The sequence below is a fragment of the Mycobacteriales bacterium genome (assembly GCA_035533475.1).
Lineage (GTDB): Bacteria > Actinomycetota > Actinomycetes > DATLTS01 > DATLTS01 > DATLTS01.
Genome location: DATLTS010000025.1, coordinates 56115 through 77088 on the forward strand (window position 1 = coordinate 56115; position 20974 = coordinate 77088).

General features: G+C 72.3%; 20 protein-coding genes. 5 read left to right on the forward strand and 15 right to left on the reverse strand.

The genetic code is table 11. The features are described from left to right. The first annotated feature begins 57 nt into the window (after nt 1-57). The 3 genes from trpC to trpA are packed head-to-tail and all read left to right on the forward strand — an operon-like array spanning nt 58 to nt 2857. Nucleotides 58-867 carry an indole-3-glycerol phosphate synthase TrpC gene (trpC, locus tag VNG13_05170; protein ID HVA59910.1) on the forward strand — a complete coding sequence of 270 codons (810 nt, stop codon included), beginning with the start codon at nt 58-60 and terminating at the stop codon, nt 865-867. Further along, nucleotides 864-2072, forward strand: coding sequence for a tryptophan synthase subunit beta (gene trpB / locus VNG13_05175; GenBank protein HVA59911.1), 1209 nt, complete (start codon nt 864-866; stop codon nt 2070-2072). Before trpC ends, trpB begins: the two co-directional genes overlap by 4 nt. After that, nucleotides 2069-2857, forward strand: a complete 789-nt coding sequence (trpA, locus tag VNG13_05180; protein HVA59912.1) for a tryptophan synthase subunit alpha — start codon at nt 2069-2071, stop codon at nt 2855-2857. Before trpB ends, trpA begins: the two co-directional genes overlap by 4 nt. Nucleotides 2858-2861: 4 nt before the next feature. Here trpA and VNG13_05185 read toward each other — a convergent pair whose 3' ends face one another. The 5 genes from VNG13_05185 to hisI are packed head-to-tail and all read right to left on the reverse strand — an operon-like array spanning nt 2862 to nt 7425. After that, on the reverse strand, nt 2862-4289 hold the full coding sequence (locus VNG13_05185) for a HAMP domain-containing sensor histidine kinase (protein ID HVA59913.1): 1428 nt from the start codon (nt 4287-4289) through the stop codon (nt 2862-2864). Further along, nucleotides 4282-5001, reverse strand: coding sequence for a response regulator transcription factor (locus tag VNG13_05190; GenBank protein HVA59914.1), 720 nt, complete (start codon nt 4999-5001; stop codon nt 4282-4284). Before VNG13_05190 ends, VNG13_05185 begins: the two co-directional genes overlap by 8 nt. A gap of 29 nt (nt 5002-5030) precedes the next feature. Further along, nucleotides 5031-5534: a Trp biosynthesis-associated membrane protein gene (locus VNG13_05195; GenBank protein ID HVA59915.1), complete on the reverse strand. Its 504-nt coding sequence runs from the start codon at nt 5532-5534 to the stop codon at nt 5031-5033. Then, the gene (locus VNG13_05200) at nt 5531-7027 is read right to left on the reverse strand and encodes an anthranilate synthase component I (GenBank protein HVA59916.1); all 1497 of its coding nucleotides are present in this window, start codon (nt 7025-7027) and stop codon (nt 5531-5533) included. The genes VNG13_05195 and VNG13_05200 overlap by 4 nt, the downstream gene beginning before the upstream one ends. Before the next feature lie 8 nt (nt 7028-7035). Beyond that, the gene (hisI, locus tag VNG13_05205; GenBank protein ID HVA59917.1) at nt 7036-7425 is read right to left on the reverse strand and encodes a phosphoribosyl-AMP cyclohydrolase; all 390 of its coding nucleotides are present in this window, start codon (nt 7423-7425) and stop codon (nt 7036-7038) included. Between the two features lie 89 nt (nt 7426-7514). On the opposite strand from hisI, the gene VNG13_05210 reads away from it, so the two are divergent. Continuing rightward, nucleotides 7515-9143 (forward strand): hypothetical protein, encoded by a 1629-nt coding sequence (locus VNG13_05210; GenBank protein HVA59918.1) that lies wholly within the window; start codon nt 7515-7517, stop codon nt 9141-9143. A 10-nt stretch (nt 9144-9153) separates the two neighbouring features. On the opposite strand, the gene hisF is transcribed toward VNG13_05210, so the two are convergent. From hisF to hisD, 6 genes are read right to left on the reverse strand one after another with little or no spacing between them, the layout of a single operon-like run. Further along, nucleotides 9154-9915, reverse strand: coding sequence for an imidazole glycerol phosphate synthase subunit HisF (hisF, locus tag VNG13_05215; GenBank protein HVA59919.1), 762 nt, complete (start codon nt 9913-9915; stop codon nt 9154-9156). After that, nucleotides 9912-10628, reverse strand: a complete 717-nt coding sequence (gene priA / locus VNG13_05220) for a bifunctional 1-(5-phosphoribosyl)-5-((5-phosphoribosylamino)methylideneamino)imidazole-4-carboxamide isomerase/phosphoribosylanthranilate isomerase PriA (GenBank protein ID HVA59920.1) — start codon at nt 10626-10628, stop codon at nt 9912-9914. The genes hisF and priA overlap by 4 nt, the downstream gene beginning before the upstream one ends. Continuing rightward, nucleotides 10625-11236: an imidazole glycerol phosphate synthase subunit HisH gene (gene hisH / locus VNG13_05225; protein ID HVA59921.1), complete on the reverse strand. Its 612-nt coding sequence runs from the start codon at nt 11234-11236 to the stop codon at nt 10625-10627. The genes priA and hisH overlap by 4 nt, the downstream gene beginning before the upstream one ends. A 10-nt stretch (nt 11237-11246) precedes the next feature. Continuing rightward, complete coding sequence (hisB, locus tag VNG13_05230) at nt 11247-11834, reverse strand: imidazoleglycerol-phosphate dehydratase HisB (GenBank protein ID HVA59922.1); 588 nt, start codon at nt 11832-11834, stop codon at nt 11247-11249. Further along, complete coding sequence (locus VNG13_05235; protein ID HVA59923.1) at nt 11831-12898, reverse strand: histidinol-phosphate transaminase; 1068 nt, start codon at nt 12896-12898, stop codon at nt 11831-11833. The genes hisB and VNG13_05235 overlap by 4 nt, the downstream gene beginning before the upstream one ends. Continuing rightward, entirely contained in the window at nt 12895-14202 is a 1308-nt protein-coding gene (gene hisD, locus VNG13_05240; protein HVA59924.1) for a histidinol dehydrogenase, read from the reverse strand. The genes VNG13_05235 and hisD overlap by 4 nt, the downstream gene beginning before the upstream one ends. Nucleotides 14203-14282: 80 nt before the next feature. On the opposite strand from hisD, the gene VNG13_05245 reads away from it, so the two are divergent. Continuing rightward, nucleotides 14283-14813 (forward strand): hypothetical protein, encoded by a 531-nt coding sequence (locus VNG13_05245; GenBank protein HVA59925.1) that lies wholly within the window; start codon nt 14283-14285, stop codon nt 14811-14813. On the opposite strand, the gene VNG13_05250 is transcribed toward VNG13_05245, so the two are convergent. From VNG13_05250 to dnaE, 4 genes are all read right to left on the reverse strand, one after another. Beyond that, nucleotides 14770-15579, reverse strand: a complete 810-nt coding sequence (locus VNG13_05250) for an ABC transporter permease (GenBank protein ID HVA59926.1) — start codon at nt 15577-15579, stop codon at nt 14770-14772. The genes VNG13_05245 and VNG13_05250 overlap by 44 nt on opposite strands. Then, complete coding sequence (locus tag VNG13_05255; protein HVA59927.1) at nt 15576-16535, reverse strand: ABC transporter ATP-binding protein; 960 nt, start codon at nt 16533-16535, stop codon at nt 15576-15578. The genes VNG13_05250 and VNG13_05255 overlap by 4 nt, the downstream gene beginning before the upstream one ends. Before the next feature lie 110 nt (nt 16536-16645). After that, entirely contained in the window at nt 16646-17374 is a 729-nt protein-coding gene (locus VNG13_05260) for a polysaccharide deacetylase family protein (GenBank protein ID HVA59928.1), read from the reverse strand. 20 nt (nt 17375-17394) lie between these two features. Continuing rightward, nucleotides 17395-20898, reverse strand: coding sequence for a DNA polymerase III subunit alpha (dnaE, locus tag VNG13_05265; GenBank protein ID HVA59929.1), 3504 nt, complete (start codon nt 20896-20898; stop codon nt 17395-17397). Between the last annotated feature and the right edge of the window lie 76 nt (nt 20899-20974).

A 20974-nucleotide genomic window follows, 5' to 3' on the forward strand; every position in this document is an offset into this window, starting at 1 on the left:
GGCGCAGGGCCGGGGCGCGACCGCATCGCAGCGTCGAGGGAACTGGAGACCGGTCGCGTGAGCGTCCTCGACGAGATCCTCGACGGCGTGCGAGCGGACCTGGCCGAACGTCAGGTCGAGGTTCCGCTGGACCGGCTCAAGGAAATCGCCGGCCGGCAGCCGAGCGCCCGGGACGCGATGTCTGCGCTGCGGCAGCCGGGGATCGCCGTGATCGCCGAGGTCAAGCGGGCCAGTCCCTCCCGGGGCGCGCTCGCGTCGATCGGCGACCCGGCGGCCCTCGCTCGCGACTACGCGGCCGGCGGGGCTCATGTCATCAGCGTGTTGACCGAGGAGCGACGTTTCGCCGGGAGCCTCGCCGACCTCGACGCGATCCGCGCGGCCGTCGACACCCCCCTGCTCCGCAAGGACTTCGTCGTCACGGCCTACCAGGTGTGGGAGGCCCGGGCGCACGGTGCCGACCTCGTGCTGCTGATCGTCGCGGCGCTCGAGCAGAACGCCCTGGTCGCGCTGGTGGAGCGGACCGAGAGCCTCGGCATGGTCCCCCTGGTCGAGGTTCACGACGCCGACGAGGTCGCCCGGGCGATCGACGCCGGGGCGCGGGTCATCGGCGTCAACGCGCGCGACCTACGCACCCTGGAGGTCGACCGGAGCCGTTTCGCCGAGCTTGCGCCCCTGCTGCCGGACAGCGCGGTCAAGGTCGCCGAATCGGGGATCCGCGGGCCGCACGATCTGCTCGCCTACGCGGCCGTGGGCGCCGACGCCGTCCTCGTCGGCGAGGGACTGGTCACCGGCAAGGACCCGCGGCAGGCAGTCGCCGACCTGGTCACCGCCGGAGCGCATCCGGCGGCCCGACACACCGCGCCGTGACCGCCGGCGCCGGGCAGCTGCCGGACCGGGACGGCCATTTCGGCCACTACGGCGGTCGATTCGTCCCGGAAGCCCTGATCGCCGCCCTGGACGAGCTCACCGCGGCGTACGCCGCGGCCCGGGAGGACCCCGAGTTCACCGCCCGCCTCGACGACCTGCTCTCGACCTATGCGGGACGGCCGACCCCGCTGACCGATGCCCGGCGGCTTTCGGCGGATGCCGGTGGCGCGCGGATCCTGCTCAAGCGGGAGGACCTCGCCCACACCGGCTCGCACAAGATCAACAACGTGCTCGGCCAGGCGCTGCTCACGCAGCGGATGGGCAAGCCCCGGGTGATCGCCGAGACCGGGGCCGGGCAGCACGGGGTGGCGACGGCGACCGCCGCCGCCCTGCTCGGCCTGGAGTGCGTCGTCTACATGGGTGAGGAGGACACCCGCCGGCAGGCGCTGAACGTCGCCCGGATGCGCCTGCTCGGGGCCGAGGTGGTCCCGGTGCACACCGGCTCGAAGACCCTCAAGGACGCGATCAACGAGGCGATGCGGGACTGGGTCACGAACGTCGAGACGACGCACTACGTGATCGGCTCGGTGGTGGGCCCGCACCCGTTCCCGATGATGGTGCGCGACTTCCAGCGGGTGATCGGCGTCGAGGCCCGCGCCCAGTGCCTGGACCGCCTGGGCCGGCTGCCCGACGCGGTGGTCGCCTGCGTCGGCGGCGGCTCGAACTCGATCGGCATCTTCCATCCCTTCCTCGCTGACGAGGGCGTGGCGCTGGTCGGCTGCGAAGCCGGCGGCGCCGGGGTGCGTTCCGGGCAGCACGCGGCCACCCTCGTGGCCGGTTCCCCGGGCGTGCTGCACGGGGCCCGGTCCTACCTGCTCCAGGACGGGGACGGGCAGACCAGCCCGACCCACTCGGTCTCGGCCGGCCTCGACTATCCGGGGGTCGGCCCGGAGCACGCGTGGCTCCGGGACACCGGTCGGGCCCGCTACATCGCGATCGACGACGCCGCCGCGATGGACGCCTTCAGCCGGCTGGCCCGGACCGAGGGCATCCTGGCCGCGATCGAAACCGCGCACGCCGTCGCCGGGGCGTGCGGCGTCGCACGCGAACTCGGTCCGGGGTCCGCGGTCCTCGTCAGCTGCTCCGGCCGCGGTGACAAGGATGTCGACACCGCGGCCGCCTGGTTCGGGTTGGCGGAGGAGTGACCGGGCGCGTCGCCGAGGTATTCGCGAACGCGGCCCGGGACGGCCGGGCGGTTCTCGTCGGATACCTCCCGGCCGGGTTCCCGGCGGTCGACACCGCGGTCGCCGCGATGCGGGCGATGGTCGAGGGGGGCGTCGACGTGGTCGAGGTGGGGCTGCCCTACTCCGACCCGCTGATAGACGGGCCGGTGATCCAGGCCGCGGTCGACCGGGCCCTCGCCGGTGGCACCCGCGTGAGCGACGTGCTGGCCACCGTCGAGGCCGTCGCGTCGGCCGGCGCGCCGGTCCTCGTCATGACCTACTGGAATCCGATCGAGCGATACGGGGTCGAGCGGTTCGCGGCGGCGCTCGCGGCGGCCGGCGGGTCGGGCATGATCACCCCGGACCTCACCCCCGAGGAGGCCGGCCCGTGGCTGGCCGCGGCCGAGAAACACGGGCTCGATCCGGTGTTCCTCGTCGCCCCCTCGTCGAGCGACGACCGGATCCGCCGGGTCGGGGCGACCGGCCGGGGCTTCATCTACGCCGCCTCCACGATGGGCGTGACCGGGGCGCGGGAGCGGGTGAGCGCGCGGGCCCCGGAACTCGTCGCGCGGGCCAAGGCGCTCGTCAGCCTTCCGGTGGCCGTCGGGCTCGGGGTGAGCAACGCCGAGCAGGCGGCCGAGGTGGCCGGCTACGCGGACGGGGTGATCGTCGGCTCGGCCTTCGTCCGCTGCCTGGACGAGGCAGGGGTGGACGGCGTCCACGGGTTGGCCGAGGCGTTGGCGTCCGGCGTCCGGCGGCGGGTGTAGGGACCTACCGCCGAGCGGGGGTTCCGTCGACCGTGGCCAGCGGCAGTCGGACGGTGAACCGTGCGCCGCCCTCGGCGGCGTGCCCTGCCTCGACGGTGCCGCCCAGCCGGGCGGCCAGCCCCGCGACGAGGGCCAGCCCGACCCCGGTCCCCACCCGGCGCACCCCGCGGTAGCGGTCGTAGAGCGCCGAGCGCTCGAAGGCGACCGCGAGGTCGTCGTCGGTGAGGCCGGGGCCCCCGTCGCGCACCTCGAGCACCGCCTGCTGACGTTCCGGCCGAAGCGCGAGCACGATCGGTGCGCCGCGCGGGGCGACCCGCAGCGCGTTCTCGGCGAGCCCGTCGAGGATCTGCCGGACCCGGGTGGCGTCGGTCGTCGCCAGCAGCGGCCCGGCGGGGAACTCGGTGCGCAACTCGACCTGCTCCTTCGCGCATCGCCGGACCCACACCGCCTCGGCCTGGTGCAGGACCTCGCCTAGGTCCACCTGCGCCAGGTCGATCCGGAAGTCGTCGGCCCCGAGCCGGGCCAGGTCCAGCAGGTCGGAGACCAGCCGCTCGAGCCGGGCCGATTCGGCCAGCACGGTGGCGCCGGTCGCCGCGAGCTCCGGCGCGGGGACGACCCCGTCGGCCAGCGCCTCGGCGTAGCCCTTGATCGACGTCAGCGGGGTCCGCAGCTCATGCGACACCGAGAGGAGGAACTCCCGCTGCCGGGCCTCGCTCGTCGCGAGCGCGCCGGCCAGGGAGTTCAGGGCGTCGGAGACCTCGGCGACCTCGGCCGGGCCCTCCGCGACCAGCCGGATGTCCCGGTCGCCGGCCGCCAGCCGATGCGCCGCGCCGGCCGCATGCTGGAGCGGCCGGGCCAGCCGACGGGCCAGCAGCACGCCGGCGGCGGCAGCGACGGCGAGCCCGATCGCCAAGGCGACGAGCAGCCGCCGGCCGACCGGCTGGCTCACCTGGGAAACCGCGCTCGCCGGTTCGAGGACCAGGTAGTCACCACCGGAGGCACTCGCGACCGGGTAGCCCGCCACCAGGAAGAGCGCGCCCCGGAACTGGGTGGTCGTCTCGAACGTCTGGCCGGCGGCGGCCTGGGCAAGCAGGGCGGCCGGCAGCGCCGTGACATGTCTCGGGTTGAGCCGGGTCGGGGTCAGCCCGAGCGCGTCGACCCGCAGGAAGTGGATTCCGAGGCCGCTCTCCACCCGGGTGTTGGCGAGCACCCGATCGAGGGCGGAGCCGGCCGTGCCGGGAGCCGCCTCGGCGGCCGCGGCGGCCACCGAAGCCAGCCGGGACAGCGTCTTGAGCTCCTGGGTTTCGGCGGCGCTGTGCACCAGGCGGTTCGAAACGAGGCCGCTGATGACCACGGTGACGAGCGCGACGGCCGTGGTCACGACGGCGATCCGGACGGCGAGTCCGGACCGGCGCGGCGAGGGCTCAGTCACCCGCGGCGTAGCCCACCCCACGCAACGTTCGGATCGGACTGGCCTCCCCGAGCTTGGCCCGCAACTGGGCCACGTGGACGTCGACGGTGCGGGTGCCAGCCGCCGCCTCGTACCCCCAGACCTCGGAGAGCAGTTGCTCGCGCGAGTACACCCGGCCGGGACGGCGGAGCAGGAAAGCCAACAGGTCGAACTCGGTGCTGGTCAGCACGACCTCGGCGCCGGCCGCCACGACCCGGCGGCGGGACGGCTCGAGACTGACCGCGCCGACCGTCAGCACGCGCTCATCCGTGCCGGTGCCCCGTCGAAGCACGGTCTTGACCCGGGCCACGAGCTCCCTCGGGCTGAACGGCTTGGTTATGTAGTCGTCCGCGCCCAGCTCGAGACCGAGTACCCGGTCCACCTCGTCGTCCCGGGCGGTGACGAACAGGATGGGCGTCCAGTCGCCGTCGGCCCGCAGCCGCCGGCACACCTCGGTGCCGTCGAGTTCCGGCAGCCCGACGTCGAGAACGATCGCGACCGGGTGCAGCTTGCGCGCGGCAGCCAGCCCGGCCCGGCCGTCGGCCTCCACATGAACCCCGAAACCCTCCCGGGTCAGATAGAGCCGCTCGAGGTCCGCGATCGCCCGCTCGTCCTCGATGACCAGGACGAGTCCCTTGCCTTCGACCACGTCGCCCCCTCGGCCCGCCGCTGAAGTCATCTTCGTCCAGCCCACGGCAGAAGCCGGTGAAGTCGATGTTCGGATCAGGTCAGCGTCGGGTCTTCTCCCCGGTCGAGGGCATCCCAAGCGGACAGCTCGGGATCCCGGCCGGCCGGCCCCGATCGGGCGCCGGCGGCAGCGTAGCGTTCGGACAGGCCGTGCCAGCGCCGACCGAACGCGACCGCGGTGAGCCCCGCTCCGGCGACGAACAAGCCTCCGGCGATGGCGACGGCCGGCCAGGCATTCGGCCGCGGGTAACCAAGGACGTGGACAACGGCGGCGAGGGCACCGGCACCGGCCATGACCAGCACCGCGCCGACGAGGATCCGTCCGACCCGGCGCAGCGCGAGAAGCAACGCGGCCGCCGGCAGGGCGATCAGACCGCACACGTCGGGCACGGCACTGCGATCGTGCCCGGTCGGGCTGGACACCGACAGGCCGGCATGGGCCGCCGTGCCGCCCCAGGGCCGGCCGGCGGAGATGACGAGCAGCGCAGCCCCGAACAGCGCGCCGACGACCGCGACGGCCTGGCCCCGCCGGGCGCTCACGCCCGCGGCGCTGGCGCGCCGGTCAGGGCCTCGGCCGCACTCACCGCCGCCAACACCGCCGCCGCCTTCCGCCGCGACTCGTCGTCCTCGGAATCCGGATCCGAGTCGGCGACGATCCCCGCGCCGGCCTGGACGTAGGCGACCCCTTCGCGCAGCACCGCTGTCCGGATCGCGATCGCGGTATCCAGATCGCCGCCGACGTCGAAGTAGCCGATCGCGCCGCCGTACACGCCGCGCCGGGTCGGTTCGAGCTCCTCGATGATCTCCATCGCCCGGACCTTCGGGGCGCCGGAGAGCGTTCCCGCCGGAAAGCAGGCCTCCAGGACGTCGAGCGAGGTGAGGTCGGGGCGGACCTCGCCGACGACGGTCGACACCAGGTGCATCACATGCGAGTACCGCTCGACGCTCATGAAGTCGACGACGTCGACACTGCCCGGACGACAGACCCGCCCCAGGTCGTTGCGGCCGAGGTCCACGAGCATGACGTGCTCGCTGCGTTCCTTGGGGTCGGCCAGCAGCTCGGTGGCCAGGAGGGCGTCCGCCTCGGGGGTGGCGCCGCGCGGCCGGGTGCCGGCGATCGGGTGGAGCAGCGCCCGACCCGCGGTCACCTTGACCAGCGCCTCCGGTGAGGAGCCGACCACGTCGAGGTCCCCGAAGCGCAACAGATACATGTAGGGACTCGGGTTCGACGCACGCAGGACCCGGTAGATGTCGAACGCGTCGGCCGCCGTGGGCGCCGCGAAACGCTGGCTCAGGACCACCTGGAAGATGTCGCCCGCGAAAATGTGCTCCTTCGCGGTCCGGACGGCGTCGAGGAACTGCTGTCTCGACATGTTCGTCGAGTGCTCCGGCAGGCCGCTCGGACTCAGGGCGGCCACCGTGGACGGGGACGGCTGGCGAAGATCGGCCGTCATCCGTTCCAGTCGCTCGACGGCGTCGTCGTAGCCCGCGTCGGCGGATGGTGCCCCAGGCACGACGTTGGCGATGAGCATCAGCGAGCCGTCGGTGTGGTCGAGCACCGCCAGGTCCGCCGCCAGCAACAACATGATCTCCGGGATCGGCAGGTCCGCTTCGGCGTGCTCCGGCAGCCGCTCGAGCCGGCGCACGACGTCGTAGCCGAGGAAGCCGACCAGCCCACCGGTGAGCGGGGGGAGGCCGGGCGACCTGGGGGACCGCAACGCGGTCACGGTCCGGCGAAGCACCTCCAACGGGTCGCCGTCGAGGGGGACGCCGGCCGGGGGGGTGCCCAGCCAGCATGCCCGGCCGTCCTGGACGGTGAGCGTCGCCGGCGAGCGGACCCCGATGAAGGAATAGCGGGACCAGACACCGCCGTGCTCCGCCGATTCCAGGAGGAAGGTGCCCGGGCGGCTCGCCGACAGTTTGCGATAGACCCCGACCGGGGTCTCGCCGTCGGCGAGCAGTGCGCGCGTGACGGGCACGACCGGTGCGGTGGCCCAGGCGGCCCGGAACTGCTCCCGGGTCGGGCTGATCACGCCTGATGTCACGGGGCGCCGACGGTGGCTTCGAGCACCTGCCGGTCGAAGCACGTCCGGTCCCCGGTGTGACAGGCGGCGCCGACCTGATCCACCCGGACCAGCACGGTGTCGGCATCGCAGTCGAGCGCCACGGCCTTTACCCACTGCTGGTGCCCGGAGGTCTCCCCCTTGACCCAGTACGCTCGGCGACTACGAGACCAGTAGGTCGCTCGACCGGTCGTGAGGGTGCGGTGCAGGGCTTCGTCATCCATCCAACCGACCATGAGCACTTCGCCGGTGTCGTACTGCTGGGCGACCGCGGGAAAGAGGCCATCACGGTCCCGCTTGAGCCGAACGGCGATCTCCGGATCGAGGTTCGACGGGCGGGCGGGGGGAACCGAAGATTCAACGGACACCGCACCATTGTGTCCCGGGAGCGCCACCACCCGAGCCGGGGAGGGGACAACTGACGCCGACCCGAGGGCGGTCCGAACCGCGAACGCGGGTGAGCCGGGGGCAGGCGCTGATCGCGCTGTGCGTCGCCGCGGCCGTCGTCGAGGCGTTGCTCGTCGTCCTGCTCGGGCCCGCGGCGGCGATCGCCCTGGCCCCCCAGGTGAGTGGACTTGCACCGATCGGCGTGTTCCACGACCTGCGCTGGCTGCTCGTGTTCACCGACTCGTGGACGACGTTCGGATTCGAGCTGGGGGCCCTGCTCGTCGTGCGCACGGTGTTCACCGCGGCCTGCGTCCGGCTGGCCTGGCCGGCCGGGCGGGCGGCTCCCTCCTGGCGCTCCCTGCTGCTCCGATCGCTGTCGATCACGTTGGTCACCGGTGTGCTGCTCTTCCCGTTCGCCAGCCTGCTGTTCGGGATGGCCGTCGTCTCGGTGTCGTGGTTCTTCCTCGGCGCGTTCCCGGCGGTGATCGCGATCTGTCTCGTGACGGCGCATGGGAGTGCCACCTCGTGGTGGCGCCGGGCTCCGGCGCTGGCCGCAGTCGGATGGGCCGGAGCGAGCCTGCTCGTCATGACCGTGACCGGAGGTCTCGCGGTCGCGGCCAGCTCGCCGGCGGCGGTCCTGTGGGTCGCAGCCGGTGGAGCATTCAACGGGTTCGCGTGGCTCCGCCTCGTGCCCGCCGTGGTCACCGGCCGGCGCCGGGTGCGATTCGCCCCGGTGGCCCCGGTCGCCCTGGCGGCATCCCTCGCCCTGGTCGTCGGCGTGGTCACGGTGATGGTGCACAACGGGCACAGCCGACGCGGCCGGCCGGGTGGCACCCTCGGGCCCGCGGTATCCAGCCGGGCCCCCGGGCGGCTGGTCCTCGTCATGGCCGGCTTCGCGACGAAGTGGGACGGCAAGGCCCGGTTCGACCTCGGGCCGGGCTTCGAGGTCCGGCGGTTCTCATACCGCGGGCTCGGCCCGGACCAGCGGCCGTTGCCCTACACCTCGGGCGACACCCAGCGCACGCTGCCCCAGCTCGTCCGGCTGCTGTCCGCACAGGTCGACGCCCTCGCCGGCCACTCCGGCCAGAAAGTCAGCATCGTCGCCGAAAGCGAGGGGGCCCTCGCCGCCAAGGCCTACCTAGCCAGCGACCCGGGCGCCCCGGTGCGCGCGCTCGTCCTGCTCAGCCCGCTCATCGACCCGGCCCGGGTCTACTTCCCGCCACCGAACACGCCCGGTTGGGGGCTGGTCGGCGGCGCCGGCGCCAGGGCGCTGCTGAAGGGCCTCGACGTGACGACACCGCTGAACCTCACCGCCGACGGGCCACTCATCCGCTCGATCGAGGACCAGGGGCCACTCGTCCGCGGTTTGGTCTCCTGCCAGATCCCCGGGGTCCGCCAGCTGGCGCTCATCCCGCTCGCCGACGCCGTCGGGGCCCCGTACGGACCGGACCTCGCCATCCCGTCCGCCGTGGTCGTCGCCTTCCACGGCACCCTGTTCGCCGAGCCGGCGGTGGCCAAGCTCACCGCCGCCTTCCTCCGGGACGGCACCGTGCCGGGCTTCCGCTGGAGGTCGGAAGTCGAGCAGGTGATCCGAGCGGCCGCCTCGCCGTGGCAGGTCCCGACCCTGCCGCTGAGCCTCAACCCTTCCTGGCAGCAGCCGGCACCCGCCTGTAGCCAGCTCGGATCCGCCCTGGGCTGACGCCACGAGCTCAGCGGCGAACCGGCAGCCCCGCAGCCGCGAGTGCGCTCTTGACCTGCGCGATCCGCAGAACACCGAAGTGGAACACGCTCGCGGCAAGCACCGCGTCGGCGCCGGCCCGGACCGCAGCCGGGAAGTCCTCGGCGGTGCCCGCGCCACCGCTGGCGATGAGCGGCACGTGCACGACACCCCGGACCGCGGAGATCAACTCGAGGTCGAAACCGGCCCGGGTGCCGTCGGCGTCCATCGAGTTGAGCAAGATCTCGCCGGCCCCCAGCGCCGCGCCCTGCGCGGCCCAGGCGACCGCGTCGAGGCCCGTTCCGCGGCGCCCGCCGTGCGTCGTCACCTCGAACCCGCTCGCCGTCGGGCCCCGGCGGGCGTCGACGGAAAGCACGACGCATTGCGCTCCGAAGCGTTCGGCCAACTCGGAGAGGAGGGCCGCCCGCTCGACCGCCGCCGTGTTGACCCCGACCTTGTCCGCGCCGGCCCGCAGCAACCGATCGGCGTCGGCCACGCTGCGCACGCCCCCACCGACGGTGAGGGGGATGAATACGGCTTCCGCAGTGCGGGCCACGGCGTTAAAGATGGGATCGCGCCCGACGCTGGAGGCGGTGATGTCGAGAAACACCAGTTCGTCGGCGCCCTCGCGGTTGTAGACCCGGGCCATCTCCACCGGGTCCCCCGCGTCGACGAGGTCCACGAAGTTCACGCCCTTGACGACCCGGCCGCCATCGACGTCGAGGCATGGGATCACCCGGACGGCGAGGCTCACGACGCGACCGCCGCGAGCGCCTGCGCAAGTGTGAACGCGCCCGCGTAGAGCGCCTTGCCGACGATCACCCCTTCGATCCCGCGGATCGATCGAACCGCCCGCAGGTCGTCGAGGCTCGCGATCCCGCCGCTGGCGACGATCGGCCGGTCGGTCGCGGCGCAGACGCTGCGCAGCAATTCGAGGTTCGGGCCGGTCAGCGTCCCGTCCCGGCGGACGTCGGTGACGACGTAGCGGGCGCAACCGTCGCGGTCGAGCCGCTCGAGGACCTCGAAGAGCTCCCCGCCCGGGCGCGTCCACCCGCGGCCGGAAAGCGTCGTCCCGCGCACATCCAATCCGACGGCGACCCGATCCCCCACTCGGGCGATCGCCGCCCGTAGCCAATCCGGGTCCTCGAGAGCCGCCGTGCCGACGTTGACCCGAGCCGCGCCGGTGGCCAGGGCCGAAGCCAGCGAGGCGTCGTCGCGGATACCGCCGGACAGCTCGACCGCCACCTCGACCTGCGCCACGATGTCCGCGAGCAGGGTGGCGTTCGATCCCCGACCGAACGCCGCGTCCAGGTCGACCAGGTGAATCCATCGAGCGCCGTCGCGCTGCCACGCCAGAGCGGCCTCGAGCGGATCCCCGTACTCGGTCGCACTGCCGGCGGCGCCCTGGACGAGCCGCACGGCCCGGCCGCCGGCGACGTCGACGGCCGGCAACAGCTCGAAGCTCACGACAGACTGCCCACCCAATTGGCTAGCACGCCGGCCCCGGCGTCGGCCGACTTCTCGGGATGGAACTGGGTTCCGGTGACCGGCCCGGCTTCGACCGCGGCGACGAAACGCTCGCCGTGGGTGGACCAGGTCACCTGCGCGCCGAGGGCCTCCAGGGCCGCGAAGGAGTGGACGAAGTAGAAGCGTTCGGATTCGACGCCTGCGAACAGGGCTGAGCCCACCGGTGGTTCGACGGTGTTCCAGCCCATGTGCGGAAGGATCGGGGCGAGCAGCTGGCGCACCGTACCGTCGAACACCCCGAGGCCGGGGCGGCGCGCCCCGTGCTCCACCCCCAGCCCGAACAGGATCTGGAGCCCGACGCAAATCCCGAATACCGGCCGGCCCGCGTCCAGCCGGGACCGGATCGCCCGGTCGCTTCCGGTCCGCTCGATCCCGTCCATGCATGCCGCGAACGCGCCGACACCGGGGACGACGAGACCGTCGGCGGCGGCGACCGCGTCCTGATCCGCCGTCACCGTGACGTCCGCGCCGACCCGGTCGAGCGCCCGCTCGGCGGAACGCAGGTTGCCCGAGCCGTAGTCGAGCACGACCACCGTCGGTCGGCTCACGACGGCCTGGTCACAGGACGCCCTTGGTGCTCGGCACACCGACCACCCGAGGGTCGACAGCTACCGCGCTCCGCAGGGCCCGGGCGACCGCCTTGAACTGCGCTTCGGCGACGTGGTGTGCGTTGCGCCCGGCGAGGACACGGACGTGCAGGCAGATCTGGGCGGAGCCGGCGAGGGACTCCCACACGTGCCGGGTGAGCGTGGTGTCGTAGGTGCCGATGAGCTCCACGAGCTCGGGTTCCTCGTGGACGCAGTAGGGCCGGCCGGACAGGTCCACGGCAACCTGGACGAGGGTCTCGTCGAGCGGGACCAACGCGTCTCCGAACCGACGGATCCCGGCCTTGTCGCCGAGCGCCTCACGCAGGGCCTGGCCGAGGGCGAGGCTCGTGTCCTCCACGGTGTGGTGAGCGTCGACGTGCAGGTCACCGGCGGAGCGAACCACCAGGTCGAAGCCGCCATGGCGGCCCAGCTGAGACAGCATGTGGTCGAAGAACGGGACCCCGGTCGCGACCTCCACCCGGCCGGCGCCGTCCAGGTCGAGCTCGACGCGCACGGTCGACTCGGCGGTCGACCGCTCCACTGCGGCATGACGGGTCATCTGCGCTCCTCGAGGGCGGCGAGCACCGCATCGATCTCCCGCGGCAGACCGGCGGTGATCCGCAACCAGCCGGGCAGCCCGAAGTCACGGACGAGGATCCCGCGATCGAGCAGAGCCTGCCAGCTCGCCGCCGTATCGGCGAATCTGCCGACCAGGATGAAGTTCGCGTCCGAGGGCGCAACCTCGTAGCCGGCTGCGACAAGGCCGGCGATCATCCGGTCTCGATTGTGCCGGACCTGCGCCACGGTCGCCAAGGTGGCGTCCGCGTGGCGCAGCGCGGCGAGCGCCGCCGCCTGGGTGAGGGCGGACAGGTGGTAGGGCAGCCGGACCAGCCGAATCGCCTCGATTACCGCCGGGTCGGCCGCCAGGTAGCCCAGCCGGGCCCCGGCGAATGCGAAGGCCTTCGACATCGTGCGGGTGACGACCAGCCGGGGGCGGCCGGGGAGCAACCCGAGAGCGGAAGGACGCGCGGAGAATTCGGCATAGGCCTCGTCCACGACCAGCACCCCGCGGGTCGAGGCGTAGATGGCCTCGATGACGGACGGGTCGACGGCCGCTCCGGTCGGGTTGTTCGGTGAGCAGACGAAGACGACGTCGGGATCGTGCTCGCGGAGCGCCCGCACCGCGGTGTCGACGTCGATCGTGAAGTCGGCCGCTCTCGGTACCGCCAGCCAGGCAGTTCCGGTGGTTTCGGCGATCCGGCGGTGCATCTCGTAGGACGGTTCGAAGCCGAGCACGGTGCGGCCCGGGCCGCCGAAGGCTTGGAGCAGCTGCTGGAGGATCTCGTTCGATCCGTTCGCCGCCCACACCTGCTCGAGCCGGAATTGCGGGCCGAGGTAGCCGGCGAGGCCGGTCCGTAGCGCCACCGCCTCGCGATCGGGGTAGCGGTTGAGTCCGACGGCAGCGGCGAGCACCGCCCGCTGGAGGTCCTCGACCAGGCCGGGCGGCGGTGGGTACGGGTTCTCGTTCGTGTTGAGCCGCACCGGAACGTCCAGCTGCGGCGCCCCGTAGGGAGTGCGGGCTCGCAGGTCGGCCCGGACCGGAAGATCCTCGAGATCGCTCACCGCAGACGCACCTCCACGGCTTCGACGTGCGCGGCGAGCTCCTCCGCACCGCCGAGGGCCCGGATGTGGGGGGCGGCCGCGGCCAGGGCATCGCGGGTGTAGTCGACGACATGCACACAGCGCAGGAAGGTGTGCACCGACAATCCTGAGGCGTAGCGAGCGGTCCCACCGGTCGGCAGGACGTGGTTGGACCCCGCGAGGTAGTCGCCGAGCGACACCGGCGTGTACGGACCGACGAAGATCGCCCCGGCGTTGCGCACCCTGGCGGCCACCGTTGCCGGGTCGCGGGTGAGGATCTCCAGGTGCTCCGGCGCCCAGGCGTCCACCACCGCCAAGCCGGCATCCAGGTCGCCGACGAGAACGGCGGCGGACTGGCCGGCCAACGCGGCCTCGACCCGTTCCCGGTGCCGGGTAGCGGCGACCTGACGGGTGAGTTCGATCTCTACGGCTTCAACGAGCGCAGCAGAGGGCGTCACGAGTAGGCAAGCGGCGAGCGGATCGTGCTCGGCCTGGGCGACCAGGTCAGCGGCCACGATCGGGGCGGGCGCCGAGTCATCGGCCAGGATCGCGATCTCGGTAGGCCCGGCCTCGGAGTCGATCCCGACCATCCCGCGGACCACCCGCTTGGCCGCCGCCACGAAGACATTCCCCGGACCGGTGACCACGTCGACCGCCGGCACCCCCAAGTCGGGGAGGCCGTAGGCGAACATCGCGATCGCCTGCGCGCCGCCGACCGCGTAGACCTCCTCCACCCCGAGCAACGCGCAGGCCGCCAGCACCGTGGGGTGCGGCAGGCCGCCGTGGGCCGCCTGCGGTGGCGACGCGACCGCCAGCGAGCCAACCCCGGCGACTTGCGCGGGCACGACGTTCATCGCGACCGACGACGGGTACGCGACGAGGCCGCCGGGGACGTAGAGCCCGACCCGGCCGACCGCCAGCCAACGTTCGCTCACCAGGCCGCCTTCGGCCACCTCCACGGTCAGGTCGGCCGGGACCTGGGCCAGGTGCACCCGGCGGGCCCGGTCGGCGGCCTCGACCAGCGCCGAACGGACCGCCGGAGCCAGGCCGGCTAGCGCGGCCGCCAGGGCTTGGGGAGGCACCCGAGGATCGCAGACGTCGACCCCGTCGAAGCGGAGGGTGAACTCGCGCACCGCGGCGGCCCCCCGGTCACGCACCGCGGCAAGCACCGGGCGCACCTCGTCGACCGCGCCCGCGACGTCGATCACGGCCCGCGGCAACAGGTGCCGGAGGGCCGCACGGTCCGCGGCAGCAGCACCGCGGCGCAGATCGATCCGGGACAGCACGGACCCTCCCCTGTTCTGCGCCGGCGAGCCACCAGCCTAAGCGAGGCAGCTCATCCGGGGCCGACTGGTTGGATGGCACCGTGCAGCTCCGTCTCGAAGTCGCCGCCGGCGCGGTCACCGTGGCCGTCCTCGTGCTGCTCGGTGCCCCGCTCGGGCTGTTCTGGGCGGCGATCTCCCCCAAGGTCCTCGACGGGTTCGGGGAGAACAACGCCTTCTTCGCGGCCGACGGCTACTTCCTGCTCGCCAGCCTCCTGGTCGGCATCTCGTGCGGCGTCGTCGCCTACTCGTTCACCCGCTATCGCGGGCCCGGGGTCGCCGCCGGTCTCGCCGGCGGGGGCATCCTCGCCGCGCTGATCGCCGATCGGGTGGGAGCCCGGGTCCGGCTGAGCACCCTCGAAGACGCTCGGCCGGTCTCGACCAGCATCAAGATCGTCGGGTACGGGCTGCACCACTACGTCGGGGTGACCGCCGAGCCGGTCTACGTCGGGTGGGCGTTCGCGGCGGTTCTCACCTACGGAATCCTCGTCGGGTTCTGGTCCGGGGCCGGGCCGCTGCCTGGCGCGACCGTCAGCGCAACGTGGCCCGCCGGAACGCCCAGGTCGCCGCGGTGAGAGCCACCACCGCGACCGCAGCGCAGCCGGCGAGGTGCCCGCCGATGCCCACCCAATCCGGACTGCGCAGAAAGGACCCGGCGAGCGCGTCCACGGCGTACGTCGACGGGACGGCCGCCCGGACCGCCTGCAGTGCTCCGGGCAGCCGGTGCGCCGGGTAGATGCCCAGGAAGAGCACGATCGTCATGCCGAGCTGACCGGCCAGGGTCGCCAGTTCGGGACGGGGCAACACCAGGCCCAGGAAGGCACCCAAACCGGCCAGGGCGGCCCCGGCGAACACCACCGCAGGGAACACGAACCACAGATGACCAAGCGGCAGACCGTAGAGCAGCGCACCGGCAACCGCGGTCACGGCCGCCCCTGGCACCGTGAAGGTGGCATAGCTGGCCGCCGTGCCGAGCACGACGGCGGCTGGCGGGACGGGCAGGGCGGCGTAGTAGTCGAAGCCGCGGCCGGCCCGCAGTGCGCCGAAGCGCTGAGCGAGCAGGTTGAGGGCAACGAAAGCGACCACCAGGACCGTGGCCCCGGCGACGATGCCCTGCCTCGTCAACTCATTCGACCGGTCGACGAAGCCGCGGACCAGCACCAGGATGCCCAAGGACTGAAGGGTCGCCACGAACAGCAGCGGTGCGCGGGCGGCCCGCGCCCGGGACAGCTGCCCGGCATAGACCGCCGCGGTTCCCGCGATCAGCCCCGGGCCGCCGGCCCGGGGCGGGCTACCCGTCCGGGGCGCCGTGGCCAGCCCCGCGACGCGGGTGCTACTCACACCCGCTCCAGGTCGTCGTCACGACCGCCGAGCGACAGGTAGACGTCCTCGAGGCTCGGCGTCGCCAGAGTGAAATCGTCGAGTGCCTCGAAGGCCGGCCCGGCAAGCAGAGCGGCCAGCGCCGCGCCCGCCTCCGACTGCGCCAACCGGGTGCTCCATCGCCGGCCGGCGATCACCGCCCCGGCCGCGAGTTGCAGCACGGTGGCGTCCTCCCTCGGGGGGTCATGCCGCCAGATCAGGTCGAGCCGAACCTCGCTGCTCAGCGCGGCCTTGAGCCGACCCGGCGAATCGCAAGCGATCACCCGGCCCCGGTCCAAGACGGCGACGCGATCGAGAACCGTCTCGGCCTCCAGCACGTTGTGCGTGACCAGCACGACCGTCGTGCCCGACTCGGCCCGCCGACGTTCCAGCGCGAGCCAGACGGCGCGGCGGCCGGTGGGGTCGAGGCCGGTCGTCGGCTCGTCGAGCACGAGGACGGGCCGGCGCGCCGCGAGGGCCGTGGCGACCCCGGCGAGTCGGCGCTGCCCGCCGGAGAGCCGGCGCAGGGTCCGACCGGCGAGATCCGTGAGCCCGAGCTCGTCGAGCAGTTCTGCGGTCTCGGTGAGCGCAGCCCGCCGGGACAGGCCGCGCAACCGGCCGGTGGTCTCGACCGCACGCCCGACGGTGAGCTCGTCGAGGGCGAGCTCGTCCTGCGCGAGGTAAGCGGCCCAGCCGCTCGCGAGTTGCGGCCGGCCGGCGATGTCCGTTCCGAACAGCTTGATCGACCCGGTGTCCGGCGGGGCGAGGCCCATGAGCATCCGAACCAGCGTCGTCTTGCCCGCACCGTTGGGGCCCAGAAGCCCGAAAACCTCACCCGGCCCGATGTCGAGATCCACCCGGTCCACGGCCAGGACCGCGTCGCGACCACGGGCCCGGTAACTGCGGGTCACCCCGCGGACCTCATAGCTCGCGTCCATGCATCCCTTCGCCCCGGCCGGGGGCCGGCCGGACTCAGGGTACGACCCTGCGCTCGGGGCGAATCGGTTGCCGGCGGCGCCCCGCCCGGTCGACCGGTTGCGTCAGATCGTCATCTCTCGCGCCGACCGCCGATCCCGTGCTCGGCGATCGGGCCGACGGTGACGTGCCGCATCGACATTTCCTCGGCCAGCGGGCGCAGCGCCCCGAGCGCGGACCGCCACGCGCCAGGCGCCGAGTGAAAATCGGAGTCGTGCAGCACCGCCGTGCCGCCGGACAGGATTCCTCGACCGAGCTCGTCCAGCACCGACTGCGGGGTAGCCGAGCGCGTCCAATCCCGACCCCAGGCGGTCCAGAGCACAGGGCGCAGACCGAGCCTGCGAGCTGCGACGAGAGCCGGCCCGGACAGCACGCCGTACGGCGGCCGGAACCAGACCGGGGGGTGCCCGAACCGATCCCCCACCGTGTCCCGCGCCCGACGCAGATCGTCGGCGGCGGCCCGGGGGGTGCGGGCGATGAGGTAGCGGTGCTCGTCGCCGTGCACCCCGATCTCATGACCGGCCGCGGCGATCTCGTCCAGCAAACGAGGAGAGCGCCGGACCTGCTCGCCGAGCACGAAGAACGTTGCCTTCCAACCGAGCTCATCGAGCTCTGCGAGAAACAACGGGGTCGCTATGGGGTCCGGGCCGTCGTCGAAGGTCAGCGCCAGATGTCCGGGCCGTCCGATTCCGGCGAGCCGCGGCCAGACGGCGAGCCGCACCGGCGCCAGCCAGGTGACGGCCGGCCCGACCTGGCCGATCGCCACCGAGCCCGCCAGAACAGCGAGTCGACGCGCGGACACGGGCACCTCCGCGAGGGACGCTACCCGCCGAGCGCAGCCGGGCCGAGGAGCGCCTTCAGATCTCCAAACAGGGCCGACGTCGGGCTCACCCGCAGCCGGTCGTCGAGCCGGAGGACGGTGGCCTTCTCTCCGGCCTGAAGCTGGAGCCTGACCTCCGTCGTGCCCGGGTGGGTGGCGAGCACCTCCTTGAGCCGATCGACGAGCGGAGGAGTGCAGCGCGTGGCCGGCAGGGTGATCACGACCGGACCGCGCGGAGCCTGGGTCAGGTCGGGGACGCTGACGTCCATCGCGATGAGTTTCGGCACGTCCTCCCGACGATCGACCCGACCCCGAACGAGCAGGACGGTGTCCTCGGCCAGCTGGTGACCCAGCTGCTGGTAGCACGCCGGGAAGAACATGACCTCGATCGCGCCCTCGAGATCCTCGAGGGTCGCCAACGCCCAGGGGGCACCAGCCTTCGTGACCTTGCGCTGCAAGGCCGAGATGATCCCGCCGACGGTGACGATCTGCCCGTCGGTCGCCCCCTCCGCGCTCAGCGAAGCCACCGAGCAGTCGACGGCCTCGGCGAGCAGATGCTCGACACCCAGCAGCGGATGGTCGGACACATACAGGCCGAGCATCTCCCGTTCATAGGCGAGCAGGACCGGCTTGTCCCACTCGCCGAGGGGGATGGCGATGTCCGGGGCCAGCCCACCGGCCGGCCCCTCCGCCGGGTCCGTACCGAACAGGTCGTACTGGCCGATTGCCTCCGCCCGCTTCGTTTCCAGACACGCGTCCAGCGCGTCGGCATGGATCTGGAGCAACCCACGTCGCGTGTGCCCGAGGCTGTCGAAGGCTCCGGCCTTGATCAATGACTCGACGACCTTCTTATTGCAGGCGATGGGCTCGACCTTGCGAAGGAAGTCGGCGAAGTCGGCGAAACGGCCCTTCCCTCTGCGGGTTCCGATGAGCGAGCCGACGACGTTCTGGCCGACGTTGCGGATCGCGGAGAGGCCGAAGCGGATGTCGCCGCCTCGAGGGGTGAAGTCCGCGTCGGACTCGTTGACGTCCGGGGGAAGCACCTTGATGCCCATCCGACGGCACTCGTGCAGGTAGACCGCGCTCCGGTCCTTGTCGTCCTCGACGCTGGTGAGCAGGGCCGCCATGAACTCAGCCGGGTAGCGCGCCTTGAGATAGGCCGTCCAGTAGGAGAGGAGCCCGTAGCCGGCGGAATGCGCCTTGTTGAAGGCATAGTCGGCGAACGGGACGAGCACCTCCCACAGCTTCGCGATCGCCCCGTCACTGAAACCGTTCGCGTGCATCCCGGCCGCGAACGGCTGGTACTCCTTGTCGAGGATCGACTTCTTCTTCTTGCTCATGGCCCGCCGGAGCAGGTCGGCCTGGCCGAGGCTGTATCCGGCCACCTTCTGTGCCGCCGCCATGACCTGCTCCTGGTACACGATGACCCCGTACGTTTCGCCGAGCACATCCGCCAGGGGCTGCGCCAGCTCCGGGTGGATCGGCGCCTGGGGTCGACGGCCGTGCTTGCGCTCCACGTAGTCGATGTGCGCGCCCACGCCCATCGGGCCTGGCCGGTACAAGGCGATGAGCGCGGAGATGTCGTCGAAGTTGGATGGCTGCATCGAGCGCATCAGCGACCGCATCGGGCCGCCCTCCAACTGGAACACGCCGATCGACTCACCTCGGCAGAGCAGGCCGTACGCCTCCGGGTTGTCGAGCGGCAGCTCCTCGAGCAAGATCTGCTCGCCACGGTTCGCCTCGATGAAGCGCAGGCAGTCGTCGAGCACGGTGAGGGTGCTCAGCCCGAGGAAGTCCATCTTGAGCAGCCCGAGCTTCTCGCACGTCCCCATGTCGAACTGGGTGATCACCGCGCCGTCCGCTTCGCGACGCCAGACCGGGACGTGGTCGGTGAGCGGGTCTCGGCAGATCACGACACCCGCGGCGTGCACGCCCGCCTGCCGTTTCAGGCCCTCGAGTCCGCGGGCCGTGTCGAGGATCTTGCGCGCGTCCGGCTCGGACTCGAATGCCGTCCGCAGCGCCGCGGCCTCTTTGAAGCGCTCAGCCCGCTCGGTGAAGCAGTCGGCCAACGACATCTCCCGGCCCATGACCGGCGACGGCAACAGTTTCGACAGCCGGTCGCCGGCGGCGTAGGGAAAGCCGAGGACCCGGGCGGAGTCGCGAATCGCCTGGCGACCCTTGATCGTGCCGAAGGTGACGATCTGCGCGACCCGGTCTTCGCCGTAGGTTTCGGTCGCGTAGCGGATCATGTCCCCACGGCGCCGGTCGTCGAAGTCCATGTCGATGTCCGGCATGGAGACCCGCTCGGGATTTAGGAACCGTTCGAAGATCAGTCCGTGCCGCATCGGGTCTAGCTCGGTGATGCCGAGGCACCACGCAACCATGCAGCCGGCCGCGGACCCGCGCCCGGGGCCGACCCGGATACCGTTCACCCGGGCATAGCGGACGAGGTCGGCGACGATGAGGAAATAGGCCGGGAAGCCCATCTCGAGGATGACACCGGTCTCGAAGGCAACCTGGCGGCGCTGCTCGTCGCTCGGGCGTCCGTTGGTCCGCCGGTCGAGGCCGCGGGCCACTTCGGCTCGGAACCAGGACTCTTCGGTTTCGCCGTCGGGCAACGGGAACCGAGGAAGCAGACGACCCCCGTCGGGCAGGGTGACGTCGGCCCGCTCGGCGATCCGCAACGTGTTCTCACAGGCCTCCGGCAGCTCGGCCCACAGTGACCGCATCTCCGCTGGCGACTTGAGGTAGAAGCTGTCCGCCTCGAACCGGAAGCGCGCCGGGTCGGCAAGGGTTGCGCCGGTCTGCACGCAGAGCAGCACCTCATGGGCGACCGAGTCGGCCTGCCGGGTGTAGTGCAGGTCGTTGGTCGCCACCAGTGGCAGCCCGAGCTCGCCGGCCAGCTCGATCAGTTGACGCTGGGTCTGCCGCTCGATTGCGAGGCCGTGGTCCATCAGTTCGACGAAGAAGTTCCCGGCACCGAAGATGTCCGCGTAGTCCGCTAGCGCCTGCCTGGCCGCCACCGGATTGCCTTGCTGAAACAGCCGGTTCACCTCGCTGCTCGGGCAACCGGATGTCGCGACGAGACCCTCCCGGTAACTGGCGAGGAGCTCGCGGTCCATCCGCGGCTTGTAGTAGTGCCCCTCGAGGCTCGCCAGGCTGGCCAGCTTGACCAGGTTGCGCCAACCCTGGTCGGTGACGGCGAGGATGGTCATGTGCGTGTACTTGTCGCCGCGGGTGTCGAAGGCGCCGCCGCGTCCGGTCGCGGAACGGTCGAAACGACTTCCAGGAGCGAGGTACGCCTCGATCCCCAGAATCGGTTTCACCCCGGCGGCGCGAGCCGCCGAGTAGAAGTCGTAGGCCCCGTAGAGGTTTCCGTGGTCGGTCATCGCGAGCGCCGGCATCCCGGCTTCCGCGGCGGCGGCGCACAACTCCTTGACGCGGGCCGCCCCATCCAGCATCGAGTACTCGGTATGCACGTGCAGATGCACGAACGAGTCACTCATGCGGGCGGGGGCTCCTCGAAGCGTCGGCGGGCGGGCTCGGCCGGATGTGGAGGCCGTCCGCACGTTCTAACACGCG